This window comes from Novosphingobium umbonatum, assembly GCF_004005905.1.
GTDB classification, from domain to species: Bacteria; Pseudomonadota; Alphaproteobacteria; order Sphingomonadales; family Sphingomonadaceae; genus Novosphingobium; species Novosphingobium umbonatum.
Map to the genome: position 1 here is coordinate 252,230 of NZ_SACO01000002.1, position 12,661 is coordinate 264,890.

10 protein-coding genes are annotated in these 12,661 nt (G+C 62.4%); 6 read left to right on the top strand and 4 right to left on the bottom strand.

What is annotated here, in order from left to right; genetic code table 11:
* The first annotated feature begins 158 nt into the window (after positions 1-158).
* Entirely contained in the window at positions 159-2,672 is a 2,514-nt protein-coding gene (locus EOE18_RS03460; protein ID WP_127706257.1) for a TonB-dependent receptor, read from the top strand.
* 57 nt (positions 2,673-2,729) lie between these two features.
* On the opposite strand, the gene EOE18_RS03465 is transcribed toward EOE18_RS03460, so the two are convergent.
* A complete protein-coding gene (locus EOE18_RS03465; RefSeq protein WP_127706259.1) occupies positions 2,730-3,599 on the bottom strand; it encodes a dienelactone hydrolase family protein in 870 nt (289 codons plus the stop codon).
* 205 nt (positions 3,600-3,804) lie between these two features.
* Here EOE18_RS03465 and nov2 point away from each other — a divergent pair, with 205 nt between their 5' ends.
* From nov2 to EOE18_RS03480, 3 genes are read left to right on the top strand one after another with little or no spacing between them, the layout of a single operon-like run.
* Entirely contained in the window at positions 3,805-5,307 is a 1,503-nt protein-coding gene (gene nov2, locus EOE18_RS03470; protein WP_127706261.1) for a lignostilbene-alpha,beta-dioxygenase NOV2, read from the top strand.
* Positions 5,308-6,243, top strand: a complete 936-nt coding sequence (locus EOE18_RS03475; RefSeq protein ID WP_127706263.1) for an NAD(P)H-binding protein — start codon at positions 5,308-5,310, stop codon at positions 6,241-6,243.
* A gap of 15 nt (positions 6,244-6,258) precedes the next feature.
* Complete coding sequence (locus tag EOE18_RS03480; RefSeq protein WP_127706265.1) at positions 6,259-7,749, top strand: aldehyde dehydrogenase; 1,491 nt, start codon at positions 6,259-6,261, stop codon at positions 7,747-7,749.
* 77 nt (positions 7,750-7,826) lie between these two features.
* On the opposite strand, the gene EOE18_RS03485 is transcribed toward EOE18_RS03480, so the two are convergent.
* Genes EOE18_RS03485 through EOE18_RS03495 form a run of 3 tightly spaced genes read right to left on the bottom strand, consistent with a single transcriptional unit; the run spans position 7,827 to position 9,453 of the window.
* Positions 7,827-8,582 carry an SDR family NAD(P)-dependent oxidoreductase gene (locus EOE18_RS03485; RefSeq protein ID WP_127706267.1) on the bottom strand — a complete coding sequence of 252 codons (756 nt, stop codon included), beginning with the start codon at positions 8,580-8,582 and terminating at the stop codon, positions 7,827-7,829.
* A 14-nt stretch (positions 8,583-8,596) separates the two neighbouring features.
* On the bottom strand, positions 8,597-9,052 hold the full coding sequence (locus EOE18_RS03490) for a nuclear transport factor 2 family protein (RefSeq protein WP_127706269.1): 456 nt from the start codon (positions 9,050-9,052) through the stop codon (positions 8,597-8,599).
* 11 nt (positions 9,053-9,063) lie between these two features.
* Positions 9,064-9,453, bottom strand: a complete 390-nt coding sequence (locus EOE18_RS03495; protein ID WP_127706271.1) for a nuclear transport factor 2 family protein — start codon at positions 9,451-9,453, stop codon at positions 9,064-9,066.
* A gap of 125 nt (positions 9,454-9,578) precedes the next feature.
* Here EOE18_RS03495 and EOE18_RS03500 point away from each other — a divergent pair, with 125 nt between their 5' ends.
* Positions 9,579-10,475, top strand: coding sequence for a DUF8021 domain-containing protein (locus tag EOE18_RS03500; RefSeq protein WP_127706272.1), 897 nt, complete (start codon positions 9,579-9,581; stop codon positions 10,473-10,475).
* Complete coding sequence (locus tag EOE18_RS03505; protein WP_246027239.1) at positions 10,472-12,652, top strand: PQQ-dependent dehydrogenase, methanol/ethanol family; 2,181 nt, start codon at positions 10,472-10,474, stop codon at positions 12,650-12,652. Before EOE18_RS03500 ends, EOE18_RS03505 begins: the two co-directional genes overlap by 4 nt.
* Positions 12,653-12,661 lie beyond the last annotated feature (9 nt).

Below are 12,661 nucleotides of genomic sequence, written 5' to 3' on the forward strand. Positions count from 1 at the left end.
GGGCAGCCACCCCAGCCACAGGTGCGGCAAGAATGTCGCAGCAGCGCCTTTCTGCCAAGCCAGCCAAATTATCACATTGCTGAAAATTTCGCATTTATGATAGCAATGTTGCAGACGCGGCACCAAAACAAAAGCCGCGCAGAGACGGAGAGGATTATATGACTGGAATCAGGGGGCTTTACCTTTCCAGCGCCAGCATCGCCTTGCTGGCTGCCGCGAATCCCGCTTTGGCACAGACCGCCACGCCGGACGCCAGGAAAGGTCCGACCACCAATGAAATCGTGGTGACCGCGCAATTCCGCAGCCAGAAATTGCAGGATACGCCGCTGGCCATCACCGCTATGAACGGCGCCTCGCTGGCCGCACGCGGGCAAACCAATATTGCCGAAGTGGCCGCGCAAACGCCCAATGTGACGCTTTCGCCCCAGAATGCCTATTTGGGCCCGGGCATCATCGCCTTCATCCGTGGCGTGGGGCAAACCGACCCCAATTTCGCGCTCGAACCGGGCGTGGGCATGTATATTGACGATGTCTATCTGCCCACGCTCACCGGCTCGCTGCTCGACCTGATGGACCTTGACCGCGTGGAAGTGCTGCGCGGGCCGCAGGGCACGCTGGCGGGGCGCAACTCGCTGGGCGGTTCGATCAAGCTCTATTCGGTCAAGCCGCAGGGCAATGGCAAGGGCATGGTGGAAGGCACCTATGGCGCTTATAACCGCATCGACCTGCGCGCCATGTTCGACATGAAACTGTCGGACAATCTGTTCCTGCGCGTGTCGGGCGCATCGAAAAACCGCGACGGCTATGTCAAGCGGCTAGATTATGCCAAGACCCACCCCGGTTCCAACGTGCCCACCTATGCCGTGGGCGACAATCCGGTGCTGGGCACTTTGGGTGGCACCAGCTTTGCCGCGGGCAAGGTGGCGCTGCGCTGGCTGGCCAATAGCGATGTCGAGGTCAATGTCGCCGCCGACTTCACCCGCCAGCGCGACGAACCCGGCCCTTCGATCCTGCTCTATGGCAATGCCATTGGCCAATTTGCCGGAAGCCCCGTGTCCAAATCGCCCGCGCGCCCATGGCTGGCGGGGGTCAATGGCGCCTCGGTGCCGCTCAATTGCGCCTTTGTCGTCACGGGCGTGAACAGTTGCGACACCACGCCCGCCGGTTATGATGGCCGCTATATCAGCTATGCCACTTTCATCGACAATGCACGCGCCGACAGCCAGATGCCCTATAAGCCGCTGGCGCTGAACCCACATTCCAACCTCGACAATTACGGGCTGTTCGCCAGCATCGACTGGACGATCAATGACCATACGGCGCTCAAATCCATCAGCTCCTATCGCCAGTATGATGCCTCTTGGGCCTTTGCCGAGGGCGCTCCGGTCCAGCCATCCATGCTGCAACAGGCGCAGAGCAACAAGCAATATAGCGAAGAGCTGCGCCTGACCGGCAAGGCCTTCAACAATCTGCTCGATTACACGGTGGGCGGTTTCTACTTCCACGCCGATGGCACCTATACCGGCCGCATCGATCTCAATTATGCGGGTATCGACTTCCTGCATGGTCCGGACAAGACCCCCGCCACCAACAAGGCGGTGTTCGCCAATGGCTCGCTGCATCCCACCGACGCGCTGACGCTGACCGGCGGCATCCGCGCCAGCTGGGACGCCAAGGACTATACCTATACCCGCCGCAATCCCGATGGCAGCGCCATTCAGGCCTGCACCGGCTATCCTTTCACCGTGGGTTCGCCGCCCAATTGCGCGATCGCCGCGCTGAACGGCCTGTCGGCGCAATTCCGCAAGCAGCGCACCGACTGGCGCGTGGCGGCCGACTATCGCTTCAGCCCGCAATTGATGACCTATGCGCAGGTGTCGACCGGCTATCGCGCTGGCGGCGTCAACCCGCGCCCCTTCTTCATCAACCAGGCCCAGCCCTTCCAGCCCGAAACCATCGTGGCCTATGAGCTTGGCTTCAAGTCCGACCTGTTTGACCGCAAATTGCGTTTCAACGTCTCGGCCTTCTACAATGATTACAAGAATATCATCCTGACCACGCTCAGCTGCCCCAACAGCCTGGGCTTCCCCGCCGCGCCTTGCCTCCAGCCCAAGAATGTGGGTTCGGCGCATGTGAAGGGCTTTGAGGTCGAAACCACCATCCGTCCGGTCGAGCATCTGACGCTGGATGGTTCGCTGTCCTATCTGGATTTCAAATATACCACCGTGGACAGCGCCAGCACCGGCGTGCAGGCCAGCTTTGTGCCGCCCTATACGCCGACGTGGAAATGGAATGCGGGCGTGCAATATGAAGTGCCCGATGTGCGCAAGGGCACGCTGATCCTGCGCGCCGACGGGTCCTACCAGTCGCATATCTATGTCGACCCGACCAATGTTGACCGCGCGGTGGTCTCCACCACCACGGCCACGGGGGGCGGCGGCGCGCTGGCAACGCAGGTGGCCACCAACCGCATCGACGGCTATTTCCTCGCCAATGCGCGTTTGACGTGGAAGAGTCAGGAAGATGGCTGGAGCGCCAGTTTCGAACTGCGCAACCTGCTCAACAAATATTACTTCACCTCGATGACCGCCAATTACGCCAATGTCGGCACGGTATCGGGCGCGCCCGGCCTGCCGCGCACTTGGGCGGTGACGTTGAAGAAAGACTTCTAAAACCGGAAACGGGGCAGGTATCGCGCCTGCCCCGTCCTTTCCTTACAATTTGGCAACTTACAATTTGGCGAACAGGGCCAATTGCCGCGCATAGGCGCGGTCCGCCTCGCCCTTGTCATAGGAGGGCGCATCCAGCGTGCACCAGCCATGATCGGCGGCATAGACCTCGGCCTCGACATAATGGCCAGCAGCCGCCGCTTTCAAAGCATCCTTGTCGCCGGGGCTGCGCGCATCATCATTGCGGCCAATCGCAAACAGGAAACCGGCCTTGGTGCCCGCGATCAGCTTATGCGGGCTATCGGCCGCATCGCTGACCAGACCGCCGCCATGGAAGCTGGCCCCTGCCCCCACGCGATCAGGCACCGCCGCCGCCGCGCGCACCGTATAGCCGCCGGTCATGCAATAGCCCGCCGCGCCAATCTTGCGCTTGGTATCCACCGCCGCTTGGCTGTCCAGCCAGCCGACAAAGGCCTTGGCATCGCTGATAATCCCGGCTGTGGTAATCGCGGCAATCGCGGGCTTCAGCTTTTCCGCGCCCGCGGGCGTGCGCCATTCGGTCAGGCCAGACAGCAAGGGCGCCTTGGCCGTGCGGTAATAATGGTTCACCAGCAAGACCGCATAGCCATCGCTGGCAAGGCGGCGCGCCATCACCTGATAGGCTTCACGCGAACCGGCAATATCGGGATAGACGATCACGGCGGGATGCTTGCCGCTGGCCGGATGCACAAAGAAAGCATCGCAGGCGCCATCCGGCGTGGTGATGTTAACCGCCTGCTCCTTTAACGCAGCGCCAGCCGCCATCGCCTGTTGCGCATGGCCAAAGGCCACTGCCGTGGCCGCCGCCGACAGCGCGGCAAAATCGCGGCGCGACAGGCCGCGCACGGCCAGATTGGCATCATCATCGGCAAGGGTCAGTTCGTCGCACATAGGTTCCGGCTCCTCTGGGCGCGGGCGCGCGAAAGGGGGATGCGCCCGCATTATCAACACCGAAACTGGCGCAGAACGCGCATCGGTTCAACCCGCCGCAGGGGAGCGCGACACTTTGCGACAAAAGGGGCAACTCACCATTTGCACCGGCGAAGAATCAGCGTTACAACACTAACAAAAGTTATAAACAAAGGGACAGAGGATCATGGCAACCGTTGACGCGGCTTTCCCGCAGACTTCGCATTTTATCGGCCTCAACCAGCCTGTCGGGCGCGAGGTCACGCTCACCCATCTGGCCGTCGAAGGCACTTTGCCGCCAGAGGTCTGCGGCAGTTTCTATCGCGCCATTCCCGACCCGCATTACCCGCCCAAATTCGCCGATGACAATGTGCTCTCGGGCGATGGTATGGTCAGCCGCCTGGCCTTCAACGCCGATGGCACCGCCGATTTCCTGATCCGCTATGTCCGCACCGCGCGCTGGCTGGCCGAGGCGGAAAAGGGCCGCGCCCGCTTTGGCCGCTATCGCAATATTTTCACCGATGATGAGGATGTGCAGGGTGTAGACCGCACTGTCGCCAACACCACGCCGGTATGGCACGCGGGCCGGATGTTGATGGCCAAGGAAGATGGCCGCCCCTATCAGGTGGACCCGATCACGCTGGACACGATCGGCAGCTATGATTTTGACGGCGCTCTCAAATCCGAAACCATGACCGCCCATGTGCGCATCGACGGGCATACGGGCGAATTGTTCTTCTATGGCTATGAGGCCGATGGTCCGGCCAGCACCAAGGTCGCCTATTGCATCGTCGATGCCAGCGGCAAGCTGGTGAAGGAACAATGGTTCGACGCGCCCTATTGCGCGATGATGCATGATTTCGCCATCACCAAAAATTACGCCCTGTTCCCCATCTATCCCACCACCTGCTCGCTCGACCGGTTGAAGGCGGGTGGCGACCATTGGGTGCATGAGCCCGAAACCGACAGCTGGCTGGGCGTGATGCCGCGCTATGGCGATGTGTCGGAAATCCGCTGGTTCAAGGGGCCCAAGGGCGTTTCGGCCTATCATTTCATGAATGCCTTTGAAGATGAGGCAGGCGTGATCCATTTCGACCAATGCCTGTCCAACACCAATGCCTTCCCCTTCATCCGCGAGGCGTCGGGCATCCATATGGCACCGTGGGATGTCAAAGGCGCGCTCACCCGCTGGAGCGTCGATCCCAAGGGCGATGCCACCAGCGTGAGCGAGAGCGTGGTCGGCCCTCCCGGTGACTTCCCGCTGATCCCCGCCGCCATGCAAGGCCGCCCCAATCCCTATGGCTGGATGCTGACCATGAATCCGGAAATGCAGGGGCCGCCCCTGTTCGGCGGGCCGGTGGGCGCGATGTTCAACACGATCGTCCGGCTCGACTTCGTCCATGGCGCGGCGGAGGCTGGCCATGTGGTCGATGCCCTCGCCCTGCCGCAGGGCTGGAGCATCAACGAGCCGGTGCATGTGCCATCCGCGCAGGAAGGCCATCTGGGCTATATTGTCGCCATCGTCGATGAACAGACCGGCGACAACCAGTTCGCCCATGCCGCATGGGTGCTGGATGCGGGCGCGCTGCATGCAGGGCCCTTGGCGAAGGTGGCGATCCCCACCCGTTTGCGCCCGCAGGTGCATGGCTGGTGGGTGCCGCAAAGCCAGTTGGATAAGGTGGCCCGTTAAATGGGCGGCCGCATTGTTATCACCGGCGCCAGCGGCCATTATGGCCGCGGGCTGACCGACCGGTTGATCGCGGCGGGGCGCGGAGGTGATCTGGTGCTGATCACCCGCAAGCCCGACACGCTGGCCCATCGCAAGGAACAGGGCTGCACCGTGCGCTATGGCGATTTTGACCAGCCCGACACGCTGACCAGCGCCATGGCGGGGGGTGAAAAGCTGATGCTGATTTCCGGCACCCGCGTGGGCGCCCGCGTGGAACAGCACCGCGCCGCCGTCGAGGCCGCCGTGGCCGCTGGCATCGGCCATATCACCTATACCAGCTTTATCGGCATTGATGATCCGGCCAATCCTGCCGAAGTGCGCCATGACCATATCGAAACCGAACGCCTGATCCGCGCTTCCGGCGCAAGCTGGACCTTTCTGCGCGACGCCCATTATGCCGATGCGATGATCGTGATGGCAGGGCCGGGCGTTATGGCCAGCGGGCAATGGATCTCCAACGCGGGCGAAGGGCTGGAGGCGATGGTCTGGCGCGATGATTGTATCGATGCCGCCGCCGCCGTGTTGACCACCCATGGCCACAAGGGCCGCACCTATGACATCACCGGCCCCGCACTGGAAAGCTTTGCCGATGTCGCGGCGATGATGGCGCAGATCACCGGCGTCCCCGTTGCCTACACAGCCGTGGATGATGATGCGCAATATGCGATGTTCGATGCGATGGGCATTCCCCGCCGTCCGGTGGATGACCAGAGCGTGCAGGGCATTCCATGGAACAGCGATGATATGGTCAGCTTTGGCCGCGCTATCCGCGAAGGCTATCTGGCGATCCAGAGCGATGATTTCCAGCATCTGACCGGCCGCCCCGCGCGCAGCACCCGCACCATGATCGAGGCCCATGCGCCCATGCTGCGCGCCGCCGCCTCCGCGACCGTATAAAGGATAGATCCCCCGATGAATGCCCCCTTCCCCATCATCACGCCGGTGCCGCCGCGCATCGCCCATCCCGATCGCCTGTTTATCGGCGGCGCATGGGTGCCCGCCCATTCAGGCCGCATGCTGGCCCAGATCGACCCCAATACAGAAGAACAAGTCTCCGCCGTGGCCGAGGCGGACGAGGTGGATATGGACGCCGCCGTTTCCGCCGCCCGCGAAGCCTTTGACCATGGCCCATGGCCGCGTATGGCGCCTGCCGAGCGGTTAGCCTTCATGCGCAAGATGAGCGCCATCCTCCACGCACGCGTGGGCGAAACGGCGCGGGCATGGACCATGCAGATGGGCGGCCTCGCCAGCTTTTCCGGCATCATGCAGGCCGGTTCCAACGCCACATTCGACGGCATTATCGCCATGGCGGAAGGCTTTGAATGGGTGCAGCAACGCCCCAGCACCGGCGCGGCGGTGGGTCTGGTCGCCTATGAGCCGGTGGGCGTGGTGGCTGCGATTGCGCCATGGAACGGGCCCTATGGCATCATGCTCAACAAGCTGGCCTATGCGCTGGCCGCCGGTTGCTGCGTGATTATGAAGCCCAGCCCCGAAACCCCGCTGGAAGCCTATATTATTGCCGAGGCGGCACAGGCCGCCGGTCTGCCCGCAGGCGTGGTCAATCTGGTCACCGGCCAGCGCGAGGCTTCCGACCATCTGGTGTGCAATGCAGGGGTGGACAAGGTCAGCTTTACCGGATCGACCGTGGCGGGCACGCGCATCGCGCAGGTTTGCGGCGCCCGCGTGGCGCGTTGCACGCTGGAGCTGGGTGGCAAATCGGCGGCTTTGGTGCTGGATGATTTCCCGATTGATGTGGCCGCGCAAATCCTGTCGGGCACGCTTTGCATGATGAGCGGGCAGGTCTGCGCCATGCTCAGCCGCGTGCTGGTCAGCCGCGCCCGCCATGATGAACTGGCCGCCGCCATCGCCGCGCAAATGGCGCAAGTGGTGATCGGGCACAGCGATGATCCGGCAACCCAGCTAGGCCCTGTAGCGATGGAGCGGCAATTGCGGCGCATCGAAAGCTATATCGAGGAAGGCAAGGCCAGCGCCACTTTGGCCTATGGCGGCAAACGCCCCGCCCATCTGGCCAAGGGTTACTTTATCGAACCGACCCTGTTCACCAACGTGGACAACACCAGCCGCATTGCGCAGGAGGAAATCTTCGGCCCCGTGCTCTGCCTGATCCCCTATGAGGACGAGGCGGACGCCATCCGCATCGCCAATCAATCCGCCTTTGGCCTCAATGGTTCGGTGCTGACGCAGGATGTGGACGCGGCCTATCGCATCGCCCGCGCCATCCGCACCGGCGCGGTGGGGCAAAACGGCTTGCGCATGGATTTTGGCCTGCCCTTTGGCGGCTTCAAACAATCGGGCCTTGGCCGCGAAGGCGGGATCGAGGGCCTGCTGGGCTATACCGAGCTGAAGACCATCCTGCTCGATGGCATGCCTAGCGTTTTATAAACCGAAAGGGGGCGCCGCCCGTGTTCCGAGCGACGCCCCCTTCCCCTCTCACAGCTCGTGATGTGGGTGTTTCGATGTCAGCCCAGCTCTAGGCAGCCGCCATCGACATAAAGATCAATTCCGTTAATAAACGATGCAGCGCCGCTGGCAAGAAACAACACAGCCTTTGCTACTTCTTCCGATGTTCCCATGCGGCCAATTGGCACCACATTGGCCATCAATTCGCGCATATCGGCAATTTGCTGCGCACTGGCCTCGCGCTTGAAAATTTCCGTATCGGTCGGGCCGGGGCTGACCATATTGACGCGGATGCGGCGGGGCAGCAATTCCTTGGCCAGAATGCGCGCCATCGCCCGCAGCCCGGCCTTCGCCGCAGCATAGGCCACATTGCCCGGCACCGCCGCCACTGAACCGATCGAGCCGGTGATGACAATGCTGCCCCCGTCACGCATCAGCGGCAGCGCCTTTTGAATGGCAAAGAAAGCGCCGCGCAGGTTCACATCATGGATCTGGTCCCAGAACGCCTCGGTCACCTGATCGACAGGGGCAAAACCGCCCACACCGGCATTGACGAAAAGCAGGTCAATCCCGCCCAGAGCCTCCTCGATCTCGGCCATGGCGCCAGCGGTCTGGGTGGTGTCGCTGATGTCGCTGCGGATGGCCAGCGCGTCCAGCTCCTCGGCCACTTTGCGCAGGGCCGCTTCATTACGCCCCGTCACCGCCAGCTTGGCGCCCTCGTCATAAAACAGCCGCGCCGCCGCCAGACCAATGCCCGCCGTTCCGCCCAGCACCACCACGCAGCGGTCCACAAACTGCCCCGAAATCGCCACCATTGCCCAAGCCTTTTTTAGAACATCGTGTTGCTATTGGCCGATTGTTCGGGAACGGGTTGCAACACATCCCAATGTTCCATCACGCGGCAGCCCTGCACACGGAAAATATCCACCACGGCCGAACCGCGATCCTCCGGCTTCATGCGACTATGTGTATGCACCACCACCATATTGCCATCGGCCAGAATGCGCTTGATCTCGGCCTTGTGACCGGGGTTGCCCTTCATGAAAGGCTCCAGAAAGGCAATCGCCGCATCGCGTCCGGTGGGGGCATAGGGATTGTGCTGGATATAGGACGGGTCCACCCATGTTTCAAAAGCGTGGCGCACCTCGCCCTTGATGTAGAACTCGTCCATAAAGCGGGTGACCACCTGCTTGGGGTTCAGCTTGCAGGCGGCAGGTTTGGCAGGAGCGGCCATGGCAGGAGCGGCCACCAGCATCAGCGCAGCGGCAAGGGTAAGGCGCAGCATAAAACTCTCCTTCAAAACATAGGCAGCGGATTGACCGGCTTTTCCGGCACTTCCTGCAACACATCCCAATGTTCGGCAATCATGCCGTTGGCCACGCGGAAAATATCCACCACCGCCAATCCGGCATCGCCCGCATAGCGCTCCACATGCACATGCACCGCCACCATATCGCCATCCACCATGGCGCGGTGAATGGTCTGGCGGGCATCGGGACTTTCCGCGCGCACCTTGTCCAGAAAGGCTTTCAATGCCGCCACCCCCGGCTCCGCCAGAGAGGAATGCTGCACATAATCAGGTGCAATATAGCGGTCGACCGCGCTGCTATCCATCGCGATCAGGACATCGCGATACATGTTGAGCACCAGAGCCAGATTGGCCTCTTCCTCCGCTGTGCGGCTCATCGCAAACTCTCCCCAAGGGCGGGTGTTAATCCACCCTGCTCCGGCAATCTCTATTGTAACATTTGATAGCTTGTGCAAGAGATAAAGCAACAAGGCGCGACACAGCGCCAAGATTGGGAGAGCTTATGGACCGGTCCGCCCTTTATGGCGTGCTCGACGCCTTTCTGGCCGCGCTGAACGCGGGCGATGCCACGAAAGTGTCATGGGCAGCCGATGCGCAATTCAGCGAAAACAACGTGATGCTGGCAATCGGCGATGGCGTCTGGGGCACGATTGAAAGGCTGGGCGAGTATCAATTGCGCTTTGCCGATACGCGCAACGGCCAAGTCGGCTATTTCGGCACCATCCACGAGGCGATCGAGGAAAGCGCCTTTACGCTGCGCCTTGCGGTCAACCCCGATGGCGCGATCCGTGAGTGCGAAATGTGCATCGTGCGGCAAAGCGATTCGGGCATCAAATTCGAAAACCCGCGCTATTGGGTCAAACCCATTCTGGAAACCGAGCCCGCGCTCCCCACCCCGCGCGCGGAAATGGTGCAGCTGTCCAACGGCTATTTCGACACGCTGCAATTGAACGATGGCACGATCCACACGCGATTCCACCCCGATTGCAACCGGGTGGAAAATGGCGTGCAAACCACCCGCAATCCCGAATTCGCCAAAATCGTGCCGGTCTCCGCTCTGGGCTGCGAAGAGCAATTCCGCATGGGCAATTACCGCTATGATGATGAATTGCGCGCCCGCCGCTTCCCGCTGGTGGATGAGGAACGCGGGCTGGTGATGGCCTTTGGCTTTATCGACCATTCGGGCCGCCTTGCCCGCTATCAATTGACCGATGGCCGCTGGGTCAACAGTCCGGTGCGCCGCCCGCACAGCTTTTACATCAGCGAATTGTTCAAGATCGATGGCGGCATGATCACCCAGATCGAGGCCAATTTCATCACCGTGCCCTATAAAATGCCCAGCCCATGGCCTGCCGAAGCTCCGGTGGCCCCGCTACTGCTGGCGGAGGCGGCGCAGTGAAGAAGCTGGCCACTCTCGCACTGGCGCTGGCCGCCACGCAACTGGCGGCCAATCCACCGTCGATTCAGGGCGCGGGCGCCACATGGACCAACCCCGGCGGCGATGCGGGCAAAACGCATTATTCCCGTCTGGACCAGATCACCCCCGCCAATGCCAGCCGCCTTGGTCTGGCATGGAGCGCGGAACTGGGCACGGGGCGCGGCATGGAGGCCACGCCGGTCATGGTCGATGGCGTGCTTTATGTTTCGGGTGTGGCAGGGCGGGCCTATGCGTTTGATGCCGCCACCGGCCGTCCGCTTTGGGCTTTCGAGCCGGAAGTGGATATGCAGCTGAACCGCACCGCCTGTTGCGACATGGTCAATCGCGGGCTGGCCGTGGCCGATGGCAAGGTGATGGTGGCAGCGCTGGATGGCTGGATGTATGCGCTGGACGCGAAAACCGGCAAGCTGGTGTGGAAAGCCGACTTTATCGAAAACCGCGCCAAGGGCGACAATTCCACCGGCGCGCCCGAAGTGGCGGGGGATGTGGTCATCATCGGCATGGCGGGCGCCGAATATGATGTGCGCGGCTATGTCACCGCGCTGGACCTGAAAACCGGCAAGCTGCGCTGGCGCTGGCACGTGGTGCCGCGCGATCCGGCCAAGGGCCCGCAGGAGCGCCCAGAACTCGAAGCCGCGCTGAAAACATGGGACCCCAACAGCCGCTGGGACATTGGCGGCGGCGGCGCGCCATGGGATGCGCTCAACTATGATCCGGAAACGGGGCTGATTCTGGTCGGCACCGGCAATGGCGGGCCCTATGCCACGTCCAAACGCTCGCCTGCGGGGGGCGACAATCTCTATCTGGGATCGGTGGTGGCGCTGGACCCGAAAACCGGCGCGATGCGCTGGCATTATCAGGAAACGCCCGGCGACAATTGGGATTTCACCTCCACCGCGCCGATGATCCTGACACGGATGACGGTGGACGGGGCGGAAAGGCCGGTCATCCTACACGCACCCAAAAACGGCTTCCTCTATGTGATCGACCGGCAAAGCGGCAAATTGCTGCGCGCCAACCCCATCGCGCGGGTCAATTGGGCCAAGGGGATTGATTCTGCCACCGGCCGCCCGATTTTGGACGCAGAAGCGGCCGATTACACCACCGGCCCCAAGATCGTCTTCCCCGGCACACCGGGCGCGCGCAACTGGTTCCCCGCGGCCTATAGTCCCAAGACCGGCCTTTACTATGGATCGGTGCTGGATATTGGCAATCTGATCTTCATGACGCCGGGGCAAAAGCCGTTGAAAGCGCGTGCTCTCAACAATGATGCCGCCTTGATCTTCACGCAGGATCTGGCCGAGGCGGTAGGCACCTTCCCCGCGCCCATGGCCGCGCAGATCCGCGCCCTGCCCGCCTTTGCCGATGCGGTGAAAAACCCCGGCAAGGCGCAGATGCGCGCCATCGACCCGCTGACCGGCAAGACCGTCTGGGCGGTGGACACCGGCGGGTGGCAGGATCGCGGCGGGGTGATGGTCACCGCTTCGGGCCTGTTGGTGCATGGCAATGTGGCGGGGCAATTGGTGGTTCGCGATGCGGCCACGGGGCGCAGCCTGAAAGCCATCGACACCGGCAGCTCGATCATGGCCGCACCCATGACCTATCGCATCGGCAAGGTGCAATATGTGGCGGTCACCGCAGGCTGGGGCGGCGGGGGCTATCCCTATATTCCCCGCTATGGCGCGGCCTATAATCGGGTCAATGCCAACCGCTTGCTGGTGTTCAAGCTGGACGGGCGGGCGCGTCTGGTCAAACCGCCGCTGCTGCCCCCGCTGACCGTGGCGCCAGAGCCGCCCGCACAGGCCGCCAATGTCACGCCCGAGGTGATTGCGCGCGGGGCCAGCCTGTTCTTTGGCAATTGCGCCATTTGCCACGCCAACCGCCCCCGCTCGATCACGCCGGACCTGCGCCGTATGGCCCCCGCCACGCATGAGGCCTTCCGCCAGATCGTGCTGGACGGGCTTTATGTGCCCGCCGGTATGCCGCGCTGGAACGATATTCTTTCCCCGCAGGATGCGGACGCCATCCATGCCTATCTGATCGATCTGCAAGTGCAGACCCGCAAGGACGAGCTGGCCAAGCAAAAGGCGGGCAAGCCGCTGGACGGGCCCGCGCTGACCATTCTTTCCAATTATTAAAAGGGCCGC